The organism is Noviherbaspirillum sp. UKPF54 (assembly GCF_007874125.1).
In the GTDB taxonomy this organism is placed as follows: domain Bacteria; phylum Pseudomonadota; class Gammaproteobacteria; order Burkholderiales; family Burkholderiaceae_D; genus Noviherbaspirillum.
In genome coordinates this window covers 2224203-2245564 of the sequence record NZ_CP040128.1, presented here as the reverse complement: position 1 = coordinate 2245564, position 21362 = coordinate 2224203, and the positions used below count along the sequence as shown (strand labels likewise).

The 21362-nt window shown below is 62.4% G+C and carries 18 protein-coding genes; 11 read left to right on the top strand and 7 right to left on the bottom strand.

Going from position 1 to position 21362, the window contains the following annotated elements:
• Positions 1-2: 2 nt before the first annotated feature.
• The 3 genes from FAY22_RS10370 to FAY22_RS10360 all read right to left on the bottom strand — a co-directional run bounded on the left by FAY22_RS10370 (position 3) and on the right by FAY22_RS10360 (position 2252).
• Positions 3-509 (bottom strand): siphovirus Gp157 family protein, encoded by a 507-nt coding sequence (locus tag FAY22_RS10370; protein ID WP_146330126.1) that lies wholly within the window; start codon positions 507-509, stop codon positions 3-5.
• On the bottom strand, positions 506-1435 hold the full coding sequence (locus tag FAY22_RS10365; RefSeq protein WP_146330125.1) for an ATP-binding protein: 930 nt from the start codon (positions 1433-1435) through the stop codon (positions 506-508). The genes FAY22_RS10370 and FAY22_RS10365 overlap by 4 nt, the downstream gene beginning before the upstream one ends.
• A gap of 184 nt (positions 1436-1619) precedes the next feature.
• Entirely contained in the window at positions 1620-2252 is a 633-nt protein-coding gene (locus FAY22_RS10360) for a hypothetical protein (RefSeq protein WP_146330124.1), read from the bottom strand.
• Between the two features lie 228 nt (positions 2253-2480).
• Between FAY22_RS10360 and FAY22_RS10355 the strand changes: the two genes are divergently transcribed.
• Positions 2481-2885 carry a hypothetical protein gene (locus FAY22_RS10355; protein WP_146330123.1) on the top strand — a complete coding sequence of 135 codons (405 nt, stop codon included), beginning with the start codon at positions 2481-2483 and terminating at the stop codon, positions 2883-2885.
• A 338-nt stretch (positions 2886-3223) separates the two neighbouring features.
• Here the strand turns inward: FAY22_RS10355 and FAY22_RS10350 are convergent, their stop codons facing one another.
• Complete coding sequence (locus FAY22_RS10350; protein ID WP_146330122.1) at positions 3224-4036, bottom strand: alpha/beta fold hydrolase; 813 nt, start codon at positions 4034-4036, stop codon at positions 3224-3226.
• Position 4037: 1 nt separating this feature from the next.
• On the bottom strand, positions 4038-5348 hold the full coding sequence (locus FAY22_RS10345; protein WP_146330121.1) for an O-acetylhomoserine aminocarboxypropyltransferase: 1311 nt from the start codon (positions 5346-5348) through the stop codon (positions 4038-4040).
• 160 nt (positions 5349-5508) lie between these two features.
• Between FAY22_RS10345 and FAY22_RS10340 the strand changes: the two genes are divergently transcribed.
• The 3 genes from FAY22_RS10340 (at position 5509) to FAY22_RS10330 (ending at position 9130) form a co-directional block, all read left to right on the top strand.
• A complete protein-coding gene (locus tag FAY22_RS10340; protein WP_146330120.1) occupies positions 5509-5955 on the top strand; it encodes a CBS domain-containing protein in 447 nt (148 codons plus the stop codon).
• A gap of 131 nt (positions 5956-6086) precedes the next feature.
• The gene (locus FAY22_RS10335) at positions 6087-7097 is read left to right on the top strand and encodes an NAD(P)/FAD-dependent oxidoreductase (RefSeq protein ID WP_146330119.1); all 1011 of its coding nucleotides are present in this window, start codon (positions 6087-6089) and stop codon (positions 7095-7097) included.
• Positions 7098-7243: 146 nt separating this feature from the next.
• Positions 7244-9130, top strand: coding sequence for an MFS transporter (locus tag FAY22_RS10330; protein WP_146330118.1), 1887 nt, complete (start codon positions 7244-7246; stop codon positions 9128-9130).
• A gap of 26 nt (positions 9131-9156) precedes the next feature.
• Here the strand turns inward: FAY22_RS10330 and FAY22_RS10325 are convergent, their stop codons facing one another.
• Together FAY22_RS10325 and FAY22_RS10320 are read right to left on the bottom strand one after the other, a co-directional pair.
• Positions 9157-12036, bottom strand: a complete 2880-nt coding sequence (locus tag FAY22_RS10325) for a PAS domain S-box protein (protein WP_246860748.1) — start codon at positions 12034-12036, stop codon at positions 9157-9159.
• A 28-nt stretch (positions 12037-12064) separates the two neighbouring features.
• Positions 12065-14305 carry an EAL domain-containing protein gene (locus tag FAY22_RS10320; protein ID WP_246860729.1) on the bottom strand — a complete coding sequence of 747 codons (2241 nt, stop codon included), beginning with the start codon at positions 14303-14305 and terminating at the stop codon, positions 12065-12067.
• Between the two features lie 340 nt (positions 14306-14645).
• On the opposite strand from FAY22_RS10320, the gene aroC reads away from it, so the two are divergent.
• The 7 genes from aroC to leuB all read left to right on the top strand — a co-directional run bounded on the left by aroC (position 14646) and on the right by leuB (position 21350).
• Positions 14646-15746, top strand: coding sequence for a chorismate synthase (gene aroC / locus FAY22_RS10315; RefSeq protein WP_146330116.1), 1101 nt, complete (start codon positions 14646-14648; stop codon positions 15744-15746).
• Between the two features lie 111 nt (positions 15747-15857).
• Positions 15858-17033 (top strand): MFS transporter, encoded by a 1176-nt coding sequence (locus FAY22_RS10310; RefSeq protein WP_146330115.1) that lies wholly within the window; start codon positions 15858-15860, stop codon positions 17031-17033.
• Positions 17030-17857, top strand: coding sequence for a M48 family metallopeptidase (locus tag FAY22_RS10305; protein WP_146330114.1), 828 nt, complete (start codon positions 17030-17032; stop codon positions 17855-17857). Before FAY22_RS10310 ends, FAY22_RS10305 begins: the two co-directional genes overlap by 4 nt.
• Before the next feature lie 153 nt (positions 17858-18010).
• Positions 18011-19414, top strand: coding sequence for a 3-isopropylmalate dehydratase large subunit (gene leuC / locus FAY22_RS10300; protein WP_146330113.1), 1404 nt, complete (start codon positions 18011-18013; stop codon positions 19412-19414).
• Positions 19415-19439: 25 nt separating this feature from the next.
• Positions 19440-19562, top strand: a complete 123-nt coding sequence (locus FAY22_RS10295; RefSeq protein ID WP_146330112.1) for an entericidin A/B family lipoprotein — start codon at positions 19440-19442, stop codon at positions 19560-19562.
• A gap of 46 nt (positions 19563-19608) precedes the next feature.
• Positions 19609-20256 (top strand): 3-isopropylmalate dehydratase small subunit, encoded by a 648-nt coding sequence (gene leuD, locus FAY22_RS10290; RefSeq protein WP_146330111.1) that lies wholly within the window; start codon positions 19609-19611, stop codon positions 20254-20256.
• A gap of 20 nt (positions 20257-20276) precedes the next feature.
• Positions 20277-21350: a 3-isopropylmalate dehydrogenase gene (gene leuB / locus FAY22_RS10285; protein WP_146330110.1), complete on the top strand. Its 1074-nt coding sequence runs from the start codon at positions 20277-20279 to the stop codon at positions 21348-21350.
• Positions 21351-21362: the final 12 nt, after the last annotated feature.

Here is a 21362-nt window from a genome sequence, read left to right as displayed (position 1 = left end):
GTCTAACGAATTTCAAGTCGCACATGCTGCTCGCTGCGTGCGCCGGGAACCGGGATGCCAGCCTTGAGCGCCGCAGCGATCGCCTTTTTGTCGGGCGTCGGTGCCGGTGGCTCGTGCCGAGTGAGGAAGTCCGGCGGCAAGGCCGACTCCTGGTCAATGACGACTTGCGGCGGATTTTTCCTGACCGCGATCGTAAACAGCGCCGTGGTCGCCTTGTCGCGCCCCGCCGCCTGCATCAGGTCGAGCACCAGCCTGCGGGCGCGCTCGGCGGCGCGCTGCAGGGCGGCATGCCGGCGTTCGAGACTGGCCATCGTCTGCTGCACGCCGGCGGCGGCGCTTTCGATGTTGCGCACCATTTTGGCGAGATTTTCGAGCCGCTCGTCGAGCGGCTCGGAAATACTCTCCAGCGTGTCCGCGATCACCTGCTCGTCGTCGTGCCGCTCGGCCAGCAGTCCGGCGAGTTGCCGGTACTGTGCCGCGAGCTCGAACGCTTCAAACATCGGGCTCATGCGGCAACTCCATAGGCGGCTTCGTTATGCACTTCGAGCAGGATCTTGCGCGCATCCTTCACCCTGGTCAGTTCTGCCAGCGCCTCGGGGTCGGGCAAGGCATTCGCGGTGCGGTAGGCCAGCGAGAATGCCTGGAACAGTTCATCCACCGATTCGGCGCGGTAGATCGAGTCGATCAGTTCCGTCTTCTGCTCTTCCGGCATGGCATTACGCTTGACCTGCGGCTCGTCGATGCCGGCATTGAGCCAGCCCAGCAATTGGCGCCCCGTTTCCATTTCGGGCCGGAAGATCTGGCCGTCGAATAGCTGCGTGCGGTCCTTGCCGACGAAGGCCATGTGCTGCACATCGAGTTCGAAGAAAGTCGTGAACTCGTACTCGATGCCGTCGCGCATGATCGGCGCCAGGCCGATCTTGCGCACTACCTGCTTGCCGGTGCGCTCATCCTTTTCCTGCACATACTCGGTCTTGGCACGCATCGTCGCGATGATGTGGCAGGGGCTTTGCAGCAGGGTCTCGACCAGGGCATTGTGCTCCGGGGTGACCTGCCGCCAGGCTTGCCAGCTGTTGCCCGACTTGTCGGCGATCTTGCCTTGCCGGTCGAGCGAGCCGCCTTCGCCGCTCCATGCATGGGTCAGGCTGTCGACGATGATGGTCGACACGCCCGCTTCCTCCAGCGCATGAATCGCTTCGATATAGCGCGCCGGCGTATAGGGCGGAGTGAGTGACAGCACGTCATAGCCGTCCGGCAGCAGATCGGCGTACAGATCGCCGCTGCCGTGCTCGGTATCGATCATGCCGATCCGCCCGCCCAGGCCGCTGGCGATCAGCAAGGCGGAATAGGTCTTGCCGCTGCCGGCCGGCCCGGACATCCCAAGACGCAGCTTGGCGCGACGCTTCGTGGCACGATGAATCTCAAATGTACTCATGATTTCCTTCCTTTCCTGGTCCTCGTGTTCAATCTGCTCCAAACGGCCGACCTGCTCATACCACTGCATTCCGCCGTCATTCCAATCAGCTTGGCAATCCATTTCCTGGTTCCCGCGAATCGGTTTGTCGACTACTGAAAAGGTAGTCGTGAAAGTCGCTCCTGTTCCGATGCGATCCTGCCGCTCAGCGCAAGCTCTTGATCTTCACCTGCGCGATGATTTCCAGCGCGCTGAGCGTGGCCGACTGTTCCGGCAGCAGCTGGGCGACATGGCTGGGCGACAGCCGCTTCTTGTCCAGCGCCTCCAGCAACACCCGTTCGCGCCCGGCCGGATCAATGCCGAGCGATGGCGTCCAGTGCGGCGGTTCGCGCCGGGTGCGTGCTTCCCGCACCGCCCTGGCGTAGGTCTCGCAAAAGGCGGTGCGCGCGCCGCCGGCGTCGCCGACATTGAGCAGCGGCAGCGCTATGCCCCAGGCCCTGGCCATCTCGTCGGTCCAGACGACGGACGCCAATTCGCTGTGTGGCATCATCGACCATGCTTCGTCGGTATCCGGCCGTCCGTCATCGATGCGCGCCAGGATCTCGGCTGCTTTCAGCGGACCCTGCAATTCCATCCGGCAGCGCGCCAGCGCGGCCAAAACCTGCGCCTCGTCGAAGTCGCACAAGTCGCCCGCCAGCATGTCGGCGGCGGCGTTTGACATGGCCTGCCCGCAGACTTCCGCCGTCAGCGAAACCGCCTGCGCCAGCGCAGCGCGCCTTGCTTGCCGGCGCGCCGCCGGACCGGTCGAATCGCTCCATTGCGGGTAGTGAATCTTCATCTTTTTCATAACAGTCAAGCAGCGTGATTGCGGAGTAGGGCTCGACGCATCACATGCAGATAGATCGTTGCTTTAGTTAATCGTCGAAGGATGGTTACGCTTGGTAAGGCGCTGTTCAGCGGAAACGATACAAAGCGGAAATGCGTCAGATTTGGTTGCATTAACTCAACAAAAGCCGGCGCGCCTGCGGTACACTGTCGGGCCTCTTGCAGCATCGGCGACAGGGCGATGGATAGTGCACAAATAAGACATAAAAATTTCCGGAAGCTGTTTGATGACTTTGTCCGTCAGCATCCCGACTTGCCCCAGCGCGGCATGCTCAAGCTGTTTGCACAGCATCTGGAGCTGTCCGACCGCTACCTCAGTCATATCAAATGCAATCGTAAAAACATCGGCAACAACGTCGCGCGCGTCATCGAAGAACGGCTGAAACTGCCGCATGGCTGGATGGATCGGGAACACGACGCGTTCAATATGCCTGTCGATGAAAAAGAAAAACTGTTTGTCGAAACAGCGCTCACCCTGTTCCGGGCGCAACCGGAAAATGCCCGCGAAATCATGATCGACATGCTGCGACAACGCCTCCAGACCCCGCCGCCGGCGACGAAACGCCGTACGCCGAAATTCGACTGAGACTTGCTGGAAGTAATTCAATGCTTGCCTGATACCTAAGTGTGGCAAGCAGGCTTTGCTCATCCTGTCTGCCTATACATACTGTATAAAAGCACAGTGAATGTTAAACAAAGTGGCGGTGATATGCAATACCAAATAGGTAGTTTTTTGAGAAAAAATTCGGATGCGTTGCATCCATGCTGATTGCTTTTGGTTAAGTCTTAAGGGACTGTTTCAAAAGGAATTTTTTTGCGGAGTTGATGAGATTGGGAAGCTACTTCTCGTTACCGAGATATAGCTTCGCTCTCATTTTTCAAGTGGCTAAATGCGACCGTTCCAGGTGTTTTTTGCGGTTGGAATTACTCCGGCGCGCGAGAAAATGCGTACAGCGCGTCGAGCACGGCATCCGGCTGTTCCGCCATCAGCGCATGGCCGCAGTGATCGACTTGCACTACCTGGCAGCGCGCCAAGTTGGCGGCCAGGGGCGCGGAGGACTTCGGAGTCGTCATCATGTCGCGTTTGCCGAGCAGGAGCAGGGCCGGGCAGGAAACCGCCTTGGCCGCCGCTTCCCCGTTGGCATAGGCATTACAGGCCGAAAAATCGGTATGGAACACCTTGGCCGGATTGCGCCTGGCGATATGCTGCATCAGCCGCTGCGCGCCGCCCATCACGTTAAACCCGGGGCCTGGGCAGGACGGCTTTTGCGCAATCGACGAATGCGACCAGATGTTGACCATGTCGATCGCCTTCTGTTCTTCGTTTTTCGCCGCTTCCAGCAGCTGGCTCGATACTTTCATCGGATAGGCGGTGCCGACCATGGCCAGCTTGCGGCAGCGCTGCGGCGCGCGGAACGCCGTCTCCAGTGCGACCAGCGATCCCATGCTGTGGCCGATCAGGACCGCCTCGCGCACGCCTGCCGCGTCCAGTACCGCGAGCAGCCAGTCCGCCATGGCTTCGACCGTCGCCAGCGGCTCGCCCTTGCTGCGTCCGTGACCGGGCAGGTCGACCGCCAGCACGCCGAAGCCGTGGTGCGCGAAATAACGGGTCTGAAGCACCCAGACGGAATGGTCGTTCTGGGCGCCGTGGATGAACACGGCGGTCGGCAGTGATGGATCGAACGGTTTGCCGCCGGTATAGCAGTAGGTCTCATGACCTTGAACGTTGATCAGCACGTCATGCTCCTTTCTGCGCAGTCTTCAGCGCGCGTCCCAGGTCTTCGATCAGGTCGTCGGCGTCTTCCAGTCCAACCGACAGGCGCATGGTGCCTTCGGTGATGCCGGCTTGTTCCAGTTGGTCCGCCGGCACCCGGAAATGGGTGGTCGAGGCGGGATGGATCACCAGCGACTTGGCATCGCCGACATTGGCCAGATGCGAGAAGATCCGCAGCGATTCGACGAAGCGGCGGCCGGCGGCGCGGTCGCCCTTGATGCTGAACGAAAATACCGCGCCGCAGCCCTTCGGCAGCAGCTTTTGCGCCAGCGCATGGTCGGGATGGGAGGCGAGTTCCGGATAGGCGATCGATGCCACCGCCGGATGTGCCGCCAGAAATTCGATGATGCGGCGGGTGTTGGCGACATGGCGTTCCATGCGCAGGCCCAGCGTTTCGATTCCCTGCAGGATGGCGAACGCGTTATGCGGGCTCATCACTGCGCCGAAGTCGCGCAAGCCTTCGCGCCGCGCGCGCAGCGAGAACGGCGCGACCGACGACTCTTCGGAAAACACCATGCCGTGAAAGCCGTCGTACGGCTCGCACAGCTCGGCGAAATGTCCGGTCTTTTCATAGGCCAGCTGCCAGTCGAACGTGCCGCCATCGACCAGCAGGCCGCCGATCGCGGTGCCATGCCCGCACAGGAACTTGGTTGCGGAATGCACGACCAGGTCGGCGCCATGCTCGAACGGCCGAAGCAGGCTGGGCGTGGTGAAGGTTGCGTCGACCATCAGCGGCAGGTGGCGCTCGTGCGCGATGTCCGCGACCCGGGGAATGTCGAGCACGTCCAGTCCCGGATTGCCGAGCGTCTCGCCGAACAGCAGCTTGGTGTTGGGGCGAATCGCGTTGCGCCAGGCATCGAGGTCGCGCGGGTCGACGAAGGTGGTGTCGATGCCGAAGCGCTTCATGGTGTAGGCCAGCAAGTTGTGAGAGCCGCCGTACAGCGCGCGCGAGGCGACCACGTGCGAGCCGGCGCCGGCGATCGTGGCCAGTCCCAGGTGCAGCGCCGCCTGGCCGCTGGCGGTCGCGATGCCCGCTACGCCGCCTTCCAGCGCCGCGATGCGCTCTTCCAGCACCGCATTGGTCGGGTTGGAGATGCGCGAGTAAACGTGGCCGGCGCGCTCCATGTTGAACAGCGACGCCGCATGGTCGGAATCCTTGAACGCGAACGATGCGGTCAGGTAGATCGGCGTGGCGCGCGCGCCGGTGGCGGGGTCGGGCGCGGCGCCGGCATGCAGCGACAGGGTGTCGAAGCCCGGATATTTGGGATCGCTCATAAGGTGGTTTGTCTCCCGGAATGGTTTGGTGTGCGCAATCCTAGCATTGAACGTAATATTGAGCTGTCAAGCTGGCGACAGCTGACGCGCTGGATTTTTCAGTCGGCTTAGGCTACATTTGAGCTGCCAAAACAACAATTTCTCTACCAGGGTGACGCCCATGAAAGTATCCGAAATTCTGAAGGTCAAAGGAGACATCCTCTACACCGTCACGCCGGACACGCCGATGTCGCAGGCGGTCGACACCATGGCGGAAAAGGATATCGGCTCGCTGGTGGTCATGGAGTACGGAGAACTGGTCGGCATGCTGACCTTCCGCGAAGTGATGAAGGCGCTGTACGCCAACAAGGGCGAAATCGGCGGCGGCACCGTGCGCAAGCACATGGACGATCATCCGATCACGATCACGCCCGATACCGACGTCAACGAAGTGCGGCGCCTGATGCTGGAGCGCCATGCGCGTTACGTCCCGGTGGTGGACGCCAGGACGCTGATGGGCGTGATTTCGTTCTATGACGTCGCCAAAGCCGTGTTCGAGGCGCAAAGCTTCGAGAACAAGATGCTCAAGGCTTATATCCGCGACTGGCCCGCCGAGGGCGACGAATAAGGACCAAGACAAGAACCAAGCCGACGCGATGAAACAGGCCGTTCATGGTAAGCGAACCATGAACGGCCTGTTTCACATGCACGCCCGTTTTTGACCATCACCCGCGGCAAACAGGAAAGGGGATTCCATTCATGCATATCGCTATCATCGGCGCCGGACTGGCGGGCCTGACCTGCGCGCGCCGGCTGCAGGCCGCCGGACATGACGTCATCGTGTACGAGAAGGGCGACGGCGTCGGCGGGCGCATGAGCACGCGCCAGACCGAGCTCGGCGGGTTTGATCTGGGCGCGCAATACTTTACCGCTTCCAGCGGGCGTTTCAGGAACGAGGTCGCCGCATGGCGCAAGGCGGGCTGGGTCGTGCCGTGGGAAGGCCGGCTGGTGACGCTCGATCACGGCGTCGCGCAAGCGGCCGGCCGCTCGGGCAGCCAGCGCCTGGTTGCCGTTCCGGGAATGGCGTCGCTCGCGCAGCGGCTGGCGCAGGGCATCGAGATTCGCGCCGGGCAGGCGGTCGTCGGCCTCGAGCGGCATGGCGCGCAATGGCTGCTCTCGGTGCTGTGCGATACGGTGCCGGTCGCCGCGACTGCCGGGCCGTTCGACGCGGTGATCCTGGCCATTCCGGCCGACCGGGCGCTGCCGCTGCTGCGCCCGGTATCGGCTTTCGCCGTCCGGGCCGAGGGCGCGCATCTGGTGCCGTGCTGGGCCCTGATCCTGGGCTTCCAGGAGGCGCTGAACCTCGAGTACGACGGCGCCTGGGTACAGGGATCGCGTCTGCGATGGATAGCGCGCGATAACTCCAAGCCGCAGCGGCGGCCCGGCGAGCACTGGATCGGGCATGCTTCGCCGCAGTGGAGCCAGGAGCACCTGGGCGACGACCCGGAGAGGGTCAAGGAAAAGCTGCTCAAGGCGTTTCACGAAGCGACAGGCTCGCCGGTCAACCCGATTTATGCAGATGTGCACCTGTGGCCGCATGCGCAGGCTGCCACGCCGCTTGCGGCAGATTGCTACTGGGACGAGGGCGAGCGCATCGGCGTCTGCGGAGACTGGTTCGCCGCGGGATTGGACGGCTGCGGACGCATCGAAAATGCCTGCCTGAGCGCGCTTGCGCTGGCAGGCGCGATACGCCCCGAGCCGCAGCATTAAACGCACGGTATCGAAAGCCGCAACTTTCCGCAAAACGCAGACAACGTCCCCGGTTGTCCACTACACTTGCGCCATTGACAACAGGCATTGCCGGCCTGCTGCCGAACGGGGCATTCCGCATTCAATCTTATTGACCATTCATCGATATGAGCCAATCCAGCCAATTCGCCTTGCTTGCGCAACGCCGTTTCGGCCCGTTTTTCTGGACCCAGTTTTTCGGTGCGTTCAACGACAACGTCTTCAAGACTGCGCTTCTGACGATTCTGACCTATGAGGCATTGAGCTGGACATCGCTCGATCCCGGACTGCTGAACAACCTGATCCCCGGGCTGTTCATCCTGCCGTTCGTGCTGTTTTCGGCGACCGCCGGCCAGCTGGCGGACAAGTTCGAGAAGTCGGGGCTGGCGCGCTACGTCAAGATCCTCGAAATCGCCATCATGACCATCGCCGCCGTGGGCTGGATGGCGCACAGCCTGTGGCTGCTGGTCGCCGCTGTCGTCGGCATGGGGCTGCATTCGACGCTGTTCGGGCCGGTCAAGTACGCCTATCTGCCGCAGCAGCTGAAACCGGAGGAACTGGTCGGCGGCAACGGCCTGATCGAAATGGGGACCTTCGTCGGCATCCTGCTGGGCGAGGTGCTGGGCGCATTGCTGGTCGTGCACAAGCCCTGGGGCATCCAGCTGGTCGCCTACGGCACCATCTCGATCGCCGTGGTCGGCTGGCTGTTCAGCCGTCGCATCCCGAATTCTCCTGCGCCGGCGCCGGACCTGAAAATCAACTGGAATCCGCTGACCGAAACCGTGCGCAACATCGGCTTTACCCGCCAGAACCGCCCCGTGTTCCTGTCGGTGCTCGGTAATTCCTGGTTCTGGTTCTACGGCGCCGTGATCCTGGCGCAGTTCCCGGTCTATGCGAAGGATTACCTGCACGGCGACCACAGCGTGTTCGTGCTGCTGCTGACAGTGTTTTCCCTCGGTATTGGTGCCGGCTCCCTGCTGTGCGAGCGCATGTCCGGCCACAAGGTCGAAATCGGCCTGGTGCCGTTCGGCTCGATCGGCCTGTCGCTGTTCGGCTTCGACCTGGCGCTGGCCAGCACGCACTACACGAGCACGATGGCGGTCGACTTGTCCGGCTTTGTCGCCCAGCCAGGCAGCCTGCGCATCCTGTTCGACTGCATGATGATCGGCATGTTCGGTGGTTTTTACATCGTCCCGCTGTTCGCCCTGATCCAGACCCGCTGCGACCGCAAGCATGTGTCGCGCACCATCGCCGGCATGAACATCATGAACGCGCTGTTCATGGTGGTGGCCGCCCTGTTCGCGATGGCGCTGCTGAAGGCGGGCTTCAGCATCCCGCAGATCTTCATGGCGACCGCATTGCTCAACGCAGTGGTGGCGATCTACATCTTCTCGCTGGTGCCGGAATTCCTGATGCGTTTCCTGGCATGGCTGCTGATCCATACCATCCACCGCGTGCAAACCGTCGATACCGACCGCATCCCGGAAGAGGGCGCGGCAGTCCTGGTGTGCAACCACGTCAGCTACGTCGACGCGATCGTCATCATGGCGGCCAGCCCGCGCCCGATCCGCTTCGTGATGGACCACCGCATCTTCAGGATCCCGGTGCTGTCCTGGATCTTCCGCACCGCCAAGGCGATTCCGATTGCGCCGGCCAAGGAAGATCCGTGGCTGATGGAAAAGTCGTTCGTCGACATCGCCCAGGCCTTGCACGAGGGCGAGCTGGTCTGCATTTTCCCGGAAGGGAAGCTGACCACTACCGGCGAGATGAACGAATTCAAGGGTGGTATCCGCAAGATTCTCGACCGTACCCCGGTGCCGGTGATCCCGATGGCGCTGCGCGGCCTGTGGGGCAGCATGCTCACCCGCGGGCCCGGCAATCCGTTCGAGCGTTCATTCCGGCGCGGGCCGTTCTCGCGGCTGTCGCTGGTGGTGGGCCAGCCGGTGGCGCCGACGGTGGCTACGCCGGAGGCGCTCTATTCGCAGGTGCGTGAACTGCGCGGCGACTGGAAGTGATGTCAGCGGCATGGCCAAGAAGACGGCTATGCCCGCACCGCCTCGTCGTCGTGCTGCCGTTGCGGCGCCACCAGCGGCAGGTTCAGGAAGAACGAGGTGCCGCGTCCGACTTCGCTTTGCATCCGGATGCGCCCGCCCAGGATGCCTGTCACGATGTTGTGCGCGATGTTCAGCCCCAGGCCCGATCCGCCGGAGCCGAGCTTGGTGGTAAAGAAGGGATCGAAGACCCTGTTCAGGTTGGCGGGCGGGATGCCGACGCCATCGTCCCGGACAACGAATTCCAGCCAGCCGTCGGCGCTTTCATGCGCCGAAATCAGCACCGTGCCCGTAGCACGGCCTTCGAAACCGTGCAACAGGGCGTTGTTCACCAGGTTGGTGATGACCTGCCCGAGCGGTCCCGGATAGCTGTCCATTTTCAGGCCGGCGGCAATATCCTGTTTTACCGTGAATGAGGTTTTCTTGAGCGTCGGCCACAAGGTCAACATGATTTCCGCCACCACTTCCGCGACCGAGAACGTGCGGCGCTGCGAACTGGTCTGGTCGACCGCCACTTGCTTGAAGCTAGTGACGAGGTTGGCGGCGCGCTGCAGGTTGCGCACCAGGATGTCGCCCGCCTTGCCGGTATCCGTGATGTAGTTCTCGAGCGTCGAGCGCTTGATGCCGTTGTCCCGGGCGTAGCTGGTGCCCAGCGCGCGGCTCTGGTCGAGCAGGGTGCTGGCCACCATCAGGCTGTTGCCGATCGGGGTGTTGAGCTCGTGCGCGACACCGGCCACCAGGGAGCCGAGCGCCGCCAGCTTTTCGCTGCGTACCAGTTCTTCCTGCGCCATGTTCAAGGTGCCGAGCGTGTATTCCAGTTCCTCGTTGGCCTGCTGCAATTCTTCGGTGCGTTCGACCACGCGCTGCTCGAGCGTCGCGTTCAGTTCCCGGATTTCGTTTTCGATGCGGCGCTTGTCGGTCACGTCGGTACAGGCCAGGATGCCGAACCTGTCGCCGGCCAGCGTGAAGGTATGGCCGAATATCTCCACCAGGACCCGGCTGCCATCGCCGCGCAACATCCAGATCTCCGGCCGGCTGTCTGCGGTGCCGGTCCGCTTCAGCTCGGCGATGAGCGCGGCGCGGTCTTCCGGATTGCAATACAGGCCGATTTCGGAGGTATTTTTTCCGAATACCGCAGCGCGGCTGCGCAGGAATAATTGTTCGAACGCGCGGTTGACATCCTTGATGATGTAGTTGCCGCGCACCTGGGTGACGAACATCGCGATCGGGGAAGACTGGAAAATGGTGGAAAAGCGCTGCTCGCTGGCGCGCAGCTCTTCTTCGGCGCGCTTTCTTTCCATTTCCGCCGACGCACGCTCGCCGAACACCTGCAGCATCGAGCGTACCAGGTCGGGATTGTTCAGCGGCTGCGAATGCAGTACCGCCAGCACCCCGATCGGATTGCCTGCGGCGTCGCGCAGTGCGGTACCGGCATAGCTCTCCCATCCGTGTTCGGACAGCAGATGATCGGCCGGAAAGTTGCGCCGCACGTCTGAAGCGTATACGCAAATCCCGTCTTCCAGCGTGCGTTCGTACGGCGTGCCGGCGCTCGCGAAATCGAAGGGCCCGACGTCGTGTCCGCGTTCGTGGGCCGCGATGGTGCGGAAGAGATCCTGCGACTTGCGCGTGCGCAGGCCGATGAATGCGCAATCGGTACCCAGCGCCGAAGCCAAGTCCGCCACCAGCAGGTCGAAAAAGGATTCGCCGGCGATGTCGCGCGTGCCTTGGGCCAGGCGCAGCAAGGCGCGGTCCGCCTCAGCCTTTTGCTCTTCGAGCTGGCGCTGGTCGGTCACGTCGCGAATGATCACGAGGATGTAGCGCTCATTGCTAGCAGTGAAGATAGTGCCGTTGGTAAGGCATTGACGCGTCACTCCGTGGCGGATACGCATTTCCCAGGGAATGTTGCGCACGCTGTAGCGGTCGCGCAGCTCGCGAAACATGGCTATCCGTTGTTCCGGCTTGACCCACATCTGCAGTTCGACCGATGTCCTGCCGACGGCTTCGTCGCGCGCATACCCGGTCATCTCGGCGAACGTCTGATTGACGTCGATGATCACGCCGTCGCCCATGCGCACGATCGCTACCGCCTCCGGGTTGCAGTCGAACGCGCCGGCGAACTTGGCTTCCGACAGGCTCAGCGCCTCCTCGGCGCGCCGCTTGTCGGTGATGTCCTGTTCCAGCTCCCGGTTCTTGCGGTCGAGTTCGTCGAACAGTTTGCGCAGGCTGATCCGGGTGTCTTCCATGCGGCGGCTGAGCAGGCCGATCTCGTCCAGCCGCTGCCAGGTAAACGGCACTTCCAGCTGGCGCTGCGCCAGGCGTTCGGCGCCGAGGCTGATGCGCTGCAGCGGACGCACCAGGCGCCGGTCCAGCAGGAGAAGGATCAGCACGATCGACAGCGCCGCCTGCGCGACCATCGCCGTCGTCGATTCCAGCAGGCCCGCGAGCAGGGCTCGGCGCAGCCTTGTGCTGCCGACCTCGATCTGCACCGAGCCGATGGTGCTGCCATGGTAGAGAACGGGCTTTTCCGTGACCGCGGTATAACCGTCGCGGCGTTCCGGATGCTCGCCCGAGACGAACACGCCGAGCGCGTTGTCGCGCACTTCGATGCGCACGATGTCCTCGTCGCGCGACATCATCGCTTCCAGCAGTGCATTGCCACTTTCTTGGTTGAGGTTCCACAGCGGCTCCTGCATGCCGGTGGCCAGAACCGCGGCATTCTGCTGCAGCAGGCCCTCGGTCTGCTTGCGGATGTCCTCGTTATAGCGATTGATCCAGGAGTAGCCGCTGATGAGCAGGGCGGGTATCAGCAAGCCGAGCATCACCATGAGCACGATCGCGCGCCGCAGTGTCAGGGTGCGTCTTCTGCGCATCACGGCTGCTCCCGGATGAGATGCCGCGTCATGCGGCGGTGTGCTCCAGCCAGCTCTGCAATTGCTCGACCGTCATCGGTCGTGCGAACAGGTAGCCTTGCGCCAGCGGGCAACCGAGCGCGGCCAGTATTTCCGCCTGCCGTTCATCCTCGACGCCCTCCGCCACCACCGACAGGCCGAGGTTGCGGCCGAGCTGAATCACCATCTCGGCAATGCTGCTGCCGCGCGCTGAACTGGTGATCTCCGTCACGAAGCCACGGTCGATCTTGAGGCGGTCGGCCTGCAGGCGCTGCAGGTAGCTGAGCGACGAAAAGCCGGTGCCGAAATCGTCGATCGCGATGCTGACCCCGATCTGCTTGATCTTGCCGAGCAGTTCGATCAGCGCATCGGGTTCCTCCATGGCGATCGATTCGGTGATTTCCAGCTCGATGCGCGAGGCCGGCGCCCCTGTGTCGACCAGCACCGCGCGCAGCGTGTCAAGGAAGCGCGGATGGCGGAACTGGACCTGGGAGACGTTGATCGACATCGTGAAATCGGTGAAGCCGAGCGCTTGCAGCCGCACCAGCTCCTCGCAGGCGACGCGCATCACCTGTTCGCCGATCTCGATAATCAGGCCGGAGTACTCGGCGATCGGAATGAAGCGGTCGGGCGCGATGAAGGTGCCGTCCTTGGTCTTCCAGCGCAGCAAGGCTTCCGCGCCGACCGGGCGGCGCGTCGCGAGATCGATTTGCGGCTGATAGACGACGAACAGTTCCTTCGCTTCCAGGGCGGAGCGCAGAGCGTGCATCAGGCGCACCCGTTCGCGGATGTCCACTCCCATGCTGCGCGAGAAATAGAAATGGCCGGCGCGCTGCAGAAGCTTGGCGCGCTTGAGCGCGATGTCGGCGTCCTTGAGCGCGTCCGCGCCGCAGCCTTCGTAGTCGTGCAGGTTGACCAGGCCTGCGGTGGCGGAAAGCTGCACTTCCTGCCCATCGATGTGGAACGGCTTGTCGAACAGATCCAGGATCAGGTCTGGGTTGACCAGTGCAGCGTTGCCGAGCACGGCGAAGGTATCGCCGCCCACGCGCCCGACCACCAGCGAATCGCCCAGCTCCGATTGCAGGCGCGCCGCCACGCCGAGCAGGAGCGAGTCGCCGAACTGGTGACCCAGCGCATCGTTAGTCTCGGCAAAATGGTCGATGTCGACCAGCGCGAGCGTGGCTTCGGCCCGGGATGGGGCTGCGAGCGCCGCGTCCAGCATTTCCTTGAGCCGGGTACGATTGGGTAGCTTGGTCAGCGGATCGTAAAACGCGGACGTGTGCAGGCGGGACATGAGCAGTACATTGTCCAGGCCGACGGCGATGGTGCGGCAGAATACGTTCAGCAATTGCCGATCGATCTCGCCGACGGTTTTGCCGGTATCGATAAACGCGACGAATTCGGCTCTGGCATTGCCGCCCAGGTAAAGCGTGGCGAAATCGTCTCCGTAGACGTGGTGGCGCTCGCGCAGCGCAGCCTGCATGGCGCCCGCAACATGGGCATTGGAAAGCGCGCAGATCGGCTTGTTCAGCAGTCCAGCGTGCATTCCGCGGGCCGCCACGGTCAACAATTCATGCCCGTGCTCATCCGATTTTTCATGCAGGCAAAGCAGCCCGTTCGGAGGCAGGTCGAGCAGGCACGCCACCTGGCTAAGGACGCCTGCGGCAAAACTGTCCAGACCGTGCAGCGCCATCAATTCCGAACTGGCCCGCACGATACGGTCGAGGCCGCGCCGGCTGGCGTTGATCGCGCAGATCTGTTCGTAGGAACGGATGGCGGCGGTGACCGTGGTGTACAGCTTGATGCGGGTTAGCTCCGACTTGGTCTTGTAATCGTTGATGTCGAAATCGCGGATGGCATCGATTTCCGGCGCATAGCCGGGCTGGCCGGTGCGCAGGATGATGCGGACCTCGCTGAGCTTGAGCACTTCGCGGATGTGGCGCACCAGTTGCAGCCCTGAGTCGCCCTGTTCCATCACGACATCGAGCAGGATGACCGCAATGTCTTTTTCGCGGGCCAGCAGCTCGCGCGCCTGCGCCGCCGAATAGGCATGCAGGAATTCCAGGGGGCGGTGCTGCATTTCCAGGTTGGCGAGCGCGAACATGGTGGCCGAATGGACATCGGCATCGTCGTCGACGATCATGACCCGCCAGACGTGCTGTCCGGTGGGGCATCCGGGAGCGCTGCTCGCCTCCGTCGTTTCTTCCAGAAATATCAGATCGTCGCCAGCCGACGTTCTCGATCCGCTCATTGTCCCCCCCGCAGCTCAGAGGTTTTTGCCTGAAAGCAATATACAGAAAATTCCATGTGAAACAGTACGGCGATAGGTTTTGTATTGCCAGGCTAGTAATTTTTCTTGGCGCTTGTCCAGATTAGCTTACTAAGCGGTGGACATGCTTTCAGTTAAGTAATTTCGCTCTGTAAATTATTGTTTGGATACTGCACGATATTTTGCTGTCGTGCAATCAAGACATTTCCTTAATTTTTTCATGTGGTTAATCCGTCGCCGCAACTGTTGGTTGTCGCGTTTTTTCTACGGCTGCAAGGACGATACGTTAAAATCGTGCCTTTCTAATCAATTCGATATCACCATGTCCGGCAACACTATCGGCACGCTCTTTTCGGTCACCACTTTCGGCGAGTCGCACGGCCCGGCCATCGGTTGCGTGGTGGATGGCTGCCCGCCGGGCATGGCCTTGTCGGAAGCCGATATCCAGCCCGAACTCGACCGCCGCAAGCCGGGCACGTCGCGGCACGTGACGCAGCGCCAGGAATCGGACACGGTGGAAATCCTGTCCGGCGTGTACGAGGGCAAGACGACCGGCACGCCGATCGCGTTGTTGATTCGCAACGAAGACCAGCGCAGCAAAGACTACGGCAATATTGCCGACACGTTCCGGCCTGGCCATGCGGACTACACCTACTGGCACAAATACGGCATCCGCGACCCGCGCGGCGGCGGACGCTCGTCGGCGCGCCTGACCGCACCGGTGGTCGGCGCCGCCGCCATCGCCAAGAAATGGCTGCACCAGCAATTCGGCACCACCTTCCAGGGGTGCATGAGCCAGCTCGGCGAGATCGAAATCCCGTTCCAGTCCTGGGAGCATGTGCCGGACAACCCGTTTTTTGCCGCCAATGCGGATATCCTGCCGCAGCTGGAGGCTTACATGGATGCGCTGCGCAAGGACGGTGACTCCTGCGGCGCGCGCATTGACGTCGTTGCGCAAAACGTGCCCGTCGGACTGGGCGAACCGATCTACGACAAGCTGGATGCCGATATCGCGTATGCCATGATGGGGATTAACGCGGTCAAGGGTGTCGAAATCGGCGCCGGCTTCAAGTCGATCGCGCAAAAGGGAACGGTGCACGGCGACGAACTGACGCCGCAGGGCTTTGCAACCAATCACGCCGGCGGCATCCTGGGCGGCATTTCGACCGGGCAGGACATCACGGTCTCGATCGCGATCAAGCCCACGTCGAGCATCCGCACGCCGCGCCGTTCGATCGACAAGAGCGGCAATCCGGTCAACGTCGAAACCTTCGGGCGTCACGATCCCTGTGTAGGCATTCGCGCCACGCCGATTGCGGAAGCGATGCTGGCGCTGGTCCTGATGGACCACGCGTTGCGTCACCGCGCGCAGTGCGGCGACGTGCGCGTCGATACCCCGAAGATCGCCGCGCGCATCAGGTAATGCCGCCACGCCGCTGCCCGGGGGGCATCCCGGGGACGTTGTCGCAAGGGCAGGCCGAGCGACAACGGCGCGCCGCACAACCAAGCCTGCGGCACTCATAATCACACTTCCGTGCAGCATCCGTCCTGGCCAAAGCAGTCGTTCAGTTTCGCTCTGTTCTTCTTCGCGTACTACGGCTACGTCGGCGTGTTTTCGCCGTACGCCAGCCTGTATTTTTCAGGCAAGGGCATGAGCGCCGCCGAGATCGGCGTGTTGATGTCGCTGATGCAGGTCATGCGCATCTTCGGTCCCAACCTGTGGGGCTGGGTGGCCGACCGCCACCAGAAGCGAGTGACGGTATTGCGGCTGACCGCAGTGGCGGCCACCGCGCTGTTCGCCGGCATCTTTGTCGGCCAGACGTTTGCACACTTCTTCCTGGTGATGGTCCTGGTGAACCTGTTTACCAGCGCCCAGGCGCCGTTGTCGGAAGCCTTGATGTTGTCGGAGATGCGCGGCGACCTTACCCACTACGGCCGCCTGCGCCTGTGGGGGTCGGTCGGCTTCATCCTGACGGTGACGCTCGCCGGGCCAGCGCTCGACCGCTTCGGCATCCATCTGATGCCCTGGATCTCGATATCCTTGCTCGCGCTGGTGCTGGTGGCCAGCCTGCGCATGCAGGAGGCGGCGCCGGTCACCGCACCGCACGGCGCTCCATCCGTCATCGCGTTGCTGCGCAGGCGCGAAGTGCTGGCGTTTTTTGTGTCGACCTTCATGATGATCGCGGCGCACGCGTCGCTCTATGTCTTCTACTCGCTGTACCTGGCGCAGATCGGCTACAGCAATACGGTGATCGGCCTCATGTGGTCGCTCGGCGTGGTGGTGGAAATCGCCTTTTTCTTTTTCCAGGCACCAATTTTTCGCCGCTACGGCGTGCAAAAGCTGATGATGGCCAGCCTGCTGATCGCGGTGCTGCGCTTTCTGCTGATCGGCTTCGGCGCGCAGTCGCTGATCTTGCTGCTGGCGGCTCAGGTAATGCATGCTGCCACCTTCGGCACCCATCATTCGGCATCCGTGGCAACCCTGCAGCGCTGGTTCTCCGGGCCGCTGCAGGCAAGCGGCCAGGCGCTATTCACCAGCATTTCATATGGGCTGGGCGGCACCTTGGGCGGACTGATTTTGGGCGTGTTCTGGGATACATTTGGCTCGCAAACAGTCTATTTAATGGCAGCAATGTTCGCGCTGGCGGGCGCCGCGGCGGCGGCATTGTCATACCGCTGGCAACCCCATCGTCATGAGGAGAAAAAATGAAACCGATCATGAGAAGCCTGCTATCGAAGTTGGCGACGGCGACGGTGATGCTCTCGCTGGTTGCCTGCGAAACGGTGCAAACCACGCAAGGCGGCGCCGTCGGCGTGACGCGCGAGCAGCGCATGGCAGTGCCGGCCGCTGAAATCCAGCAGGCGGCCAGCCAGGAGTATGCGCAGGTAATGAATGAGGCACGCAGCAAAGGCTTGCTCAACCGAAATTCCACCCAAGTGCAGCGCGTGCGCAACATCGTCAACCGGTTGATTCCCCAAACCGCGGTTTTCCGTCCCGATGCCCTGCAGTGGGCCTGGGAAGCCAATGTGCTGACCTCCCCGGAAGTGAATGCCTGGGCCATGCCCGGAGGGAAGATTGCGGTTTATACCGGCCTGATCGATAAGCTCAATGTCACCGACGACGAACTGGCCGCCGTCCTCGGTCACGAAATCTCGCATGCCTTGCGCGAGCATTCGCGCGAGCGCGCTTCGGAGCAAATGGTGGCGGGCAGCCTGATCCAGATCGGTTCCGAATTGCTCGGCTTGGGCGACATCGGACAGAAGGGCGCCGAATACGCCTATATGGGCCTGGTGGGCCTGCCGCATTCGCGCAACCAGGAATCGGAAGCCGACCGCATGGGCGTGGAGCTGGCCGCGCGTGCGGGCTACGATCCGCGCGCGGCCATCTCGCTGTGGCAGAAAATGGGACAAATCGGCGGCGCGGAGCCAATCAAGTTCCTGTCGACTCACCCGTCACGCGAAGATCGCCTGAATGACCTGACCAACTATTCGCAGCGGGTAATGCCGCTCTACGAGCAGGCGCGCAAGAAGTAGGGATTAAAAAAGAATTAACAATCTTCTGCCGGGGCCGATCGTGCACGCCTTTCGCCGGGCGCGCCGCGGTTTTGCGCTGCACTATGGCATAATCAAGGACTCTTTCCAACGTATTGCGCTGCATGGCGCATCCTTTTGGCTCGCTCTTGAAACATGGCTCAAACGCTCTACGACAAACTCTGGGAATCGCACGTCGTGCATACCGAAGAGGATGGCACCGCCGTTCTCTATATCGATCGTCACCTGGTGCATGAAGTCACCAGCCCGCAGGCATTCGAAGGTCTGAAACTGGCTGGACGCAAGCCGTGGCGCAATTCCGCCAACCTGGCGGTGGCCGACCACAACGTGCCGACCACGGGCCGCGCCCAGGGCATCGCCGATCCGGTATCGCGCCTGCAGGTCGAGACGCTGGACGCCAATACCAAGGAGTACGGGCTAACCTATTTCAGCATGCGCGACAAGCGCCAGGGGATCGTGCACGTGATCGGGCCGGAGCAGGGAGCCACCCTGCCGGGCATGACGGTCGTGTGCGGCGACTCGCATACTTCCACCCACGGCGCCTTCGGCTGCCTGGCGCACGGCATCGGCACTTCGGAGGTCGAGCATGTGTTGGCGACCCAGACTCTGCTGGCCAAGAAATCCAAGGCGATGCTGGTGCAGGTCGATGGCGCGCTGCCGTTCGGCGTCACCGCCAAGGACATCGTGCTGGCCGTGATCGGCAAGATCGGCACTGCCGGCGGCACCGGCTACGCGATCGAATTCGCCGGCTCCACCATCCGTTCGCTGTCGATGGAAGGGCGCATGACGATCTGTAACATGGCGATCGAGGCAGGCGCGCGCGCCGGCATGGTGGCGGTCGACGACACCACGATCAACTACGTGAAAGGCCGCCCGTTTTCGCCGGTCGGCCCGCACTGGGACCGCGCGGTCGAATACTGGCGCACGCTGCATTCCGACGCCGGCGCCAAGTTCGACATGGTGGTGACGCTCAACGCCGCCGAGATCAAGCCGCAAGTCACCTGGGGCACTTCGCCCGAGATGGTAGTCGCGATCGACGACCGCGTGCCGGATCCGGACAAGGAAAAGGATGCGGTCAAGCGCGACGCGATGGAAAAGGCGCTGGTCTACATGAGCCTGAAGCCGAACACAGCGATCTCCGATATCCGCATCGACAAGGTCTTCATCGGTTCCTGCACCAACTCGCGCATCGAAGACTTGCGCGCCGCTGCCGCCGTCGTGCGCGGCAAGTTCCGCGCATCGAACGTGAAGCTGGCGCTGGTGGTGCCGGGTTCCGGCCTGGTGAAGGAGCAGGCCGAGCGCGAAGGACTCGACAAGATCTTCAAGGAAGCCGGTTTCGAATGGCGCGATCCGGGCTGCTCGATGTGCCTGGCAATGAACGCCGACCGGCTGGAGCCGGGCGAGCGCTGCGCATCGACGTCCAACCGCAATTTCGAGGGACGCCAGGGGCAGGGCAGCCGCACGCACCTGGTGTCGCCGGCAATGGCGGCAGCCGCCGGCATCGCCGGGCACTTCGTCGACGTGCGCGCGCTGCGCTAGCGGGATTTAGGGAGGCAAAGAAAAAATGAAAAATCTGTTCGTTCTGCTGTTTTCCTCGCTCATTCTGTTGGGATGCAACACGGTGGAAGGCATCGGCAAGGATGTGAAGCGCGCCGGCGAAGTCGTCGAGAACGCGGCGAGAAAATAAGGACAAGGTGCCTGCCGCAGCGGCGGGCTCCAGTGAGATCAAGACCATGGATAAATTTATCGTACACGAAGGATTGGTTGCGCCGCTCGATCGCGCCAACGTCGACACCGACGCCATCATTCCCAAGCAGTTTCTGAAATCGATTCAGCGCACCGGCTTCGGCCCGAACCTGTTCGACGAATGGCGTTACCTCGATCACGGCGAGCCGGGGATGGACAATTCCAAGCGCCCGGTGAATCCGGATTTCGTGCTGAACCAGCCGCGTTACCAGGGAGCGTCGATCCTGTTGACCCGCAAGAATTTCGGGTGCGGCTCGTCGCGCGAACACGCGCCGTGGGCTTTGCAGCAGTACGGATTCCGCGCCATCATCGCGCCGAGCTTCGCCGATATCTTCTTCAACAACTGCTTCAAGAACGGCGTGCTGCCGATCGTGCTGTCCGAGGCGCAGGTTGACCAGTTGTTCAACGAAGTCAAGGCCTTTCCCGGCTACCGTCTGGTGATCGACCTGGAAAAACAGGTGGTGAGCACGCCCAAGGGCAGCGCCGCGTATCCGTTCGACGTGGATGCATTCCGCAAATACTGCCTGCTGAATGGCCTGGACGACATCGGCCTGACGCTGCGCCATGCGGACAAGATCCGCGCCTTCGAAGAGCGTCATCTCGCCGCACAGCCCTGGCTGGGCAATACGATTTAACAGACAACGAAGAAGAGTAAATGAAAATCGCAATTCTGCCGGGCGACGGCATCGGTCCCGAAATCATCGAGCAGGCGACACGCGTGCTGAACGCGCTCGACGAAAAGTTTGAAATGGAAAGCGCGCCGGTCGGCGGCGCCGGCTTTGAGGCGCACGGCCATCCGCTGCCGGATGGCACCCTGAAGCTCGCCAAGGATGCCGACGCGGTGCTGTTCGGCGCGGTCGGCGATTGGAAATACGACAAGCTGGAGCGCGCTTTGCGTCCGGAGCAGGCGATTCTCGGCCTGCGCAAGAACCTGAACCTGTTCGCCAATCTGCGTCCGGCCATCCTGTATCCGGAACTGGCCGGCGCATCGACGCTCAAACCGGAAGTCGTGTCCGGCCTCGACATCCTGATCATCCGCGAACTGACCGGCGACATCTACTTCGGCCAGCCGCGCGGCGTGCGCGAATGCCCGGACGGCCCGTTCAAAGGCGAGCGCGAAGGCTTCGATACGATGCGTTACGCCGAATCCGAAATCCGCCGCATCGCGCATGTCGCGTTCCAGGCAGCGCGCAAGCGCAGCAAGCGCCTGACCAGCGTCGACAAGGCCAACGTGCTGGAAACCTTCCAGTTCTGGAAAGACATCGTGACCGACGTGCACAAGGATTATCCGGACGTCGCGCTCGATCACATGTATGTCGACAACGCGGCGATGCAGCTGGTGCGCGCGCCGAAGAAGTTCGACGTCATCGTCACCGGCAACATGTTCGGCGACATCCTGTCCGACGCCGCCGCGATGCTGACCGGCTCGATCGGCATGCTGCCGTCGGCTTCGCTGGACGCGAACAACAAGGGCTTGTACGAGCCGTCGCACGGTTCCGCACCCGACATCGCCGGCAAGGGCGTCGCCAATCCGCTGGCAACCATCCTGTCGGCCGCAATGATGCTGCGCTTCTCGCTGAACAAGGCGGAGCAGGCCGATCGCGTCGAGAACGCGGTCAAGAAGGTGCTGGCGCAGGGCTTGCGCACGCCGGACATCTATGAGGAAGGCACGACCAAGGTCGGGACGAAGGAAATGGGCGACGCCGTGGTGAAGGCGCTCGCGCAATGAGCAGAGTTTTTT

Coding starts and splice junctions, on each gene's coding strand:
- FAY22_RS10370 (WP_146330126.1), bottom strand. CDS start 509: ATGAGCCCGATGTTTGAAGCGTTCGAGCTCGCGGCACAGTACCGGCAA.
- FAY22_RS10365 (WP_146330125.1), bottom strand. CDS start 1,435: ATGAGTACATTTGAGATTCATCGTGCCACGAAGCGTCGCGCCAAGCTG.
- FAY22_RS10360 (WP_146330124.1), bottom strand. CDS start 2,252: ATGAAGATTCACTACCCGCAATGGAGCGATTCGACCGGTCCGGCGGCG.
- FAY22_RS10355 (WP_146330123.1), top strand. CDS start 2,481: ATGGATAGTGCACAAATAAGACATAAAAATTTCCGGAAGCTGTTTGAT.
- FAY22_RS10345 (WP_146330121.1), bottom strand. CDS start 5,348: ATGAGCGATCCCAAATATCCGGGCTTCGACACCCTGTCGCTGCATGCC.
- FAY22_RS10340 (WP_146330120.1), top strand. CDS start 5,509: ATGAAAGTATCCGAAATTCTGAAGGTCAAAGGAGACATCCTCTACACC.
- FAY22_RS10335 (WP_146330119.1), top strand. CDS start 6,087: ATGCATATCGCTATCATCGGCGCCGGACTGGCGGGCCTGACCTGCGCG.
- FAY22_RS10330 (WP_146330118.1), top strand. CDS start 7,244: ATGAGCCAATCCAGCCAATTCGCCTTGCTTGCGCAACGCCGTTTCGGC.
- FAY22_RS10325 (WP_246860748.1), bottom strand. CDS start 12,036: ATGCGCAGAAGACGCACCCTGACACTGCGGCGCGCGATCGTGCTCATG.
- FAY22_RS10320 (WP_246860729.1), bottom strand. CDS start 14,305: ATGAGCGGATCGAGAACGTCGGCTGGCGACGATCTGATATTTCTGGAA.
- aroC (WP_146330116.1), top strand. CDS start 14,646: ATGTCCGGCAACACTATCGGCACGCTCTTTTCGGTCACCACTTTCGGC.
- FAY22_RS10305 (WP_146330114.1), top strand. CDS start 17,030: ATGAAACCGATCATGAGAAGCCTGCTATCGAAGTTGGCGACGGCGACG.
- leuC (WP_146330113.1), top strand. CDS start 18,011: ATGGCTCAAACGCTCTACGACAAACTCTGGGAATCGCACGTCGTGCAT.
- FAY22_RS10295 (WP_146330112.1), top strand. CDS start 19,440: ATGAAAAATCTGTTCGTTCTGCTGTTTTCCTCGCTCATTCTGTTGGGA.
- leuD (WP_146330111.1), top strand. CDS start 19,609: ATGGATAAATTTATCGTACACGAAGGATTGGTTGCGCCGCTCGATCGC.
- leuB (WP_146330110.1), top strand. CDS start 20,277: ATGAAAATCGCAATTCTGCCGGGCGACGGCATCGGTCCCGAAATCATC.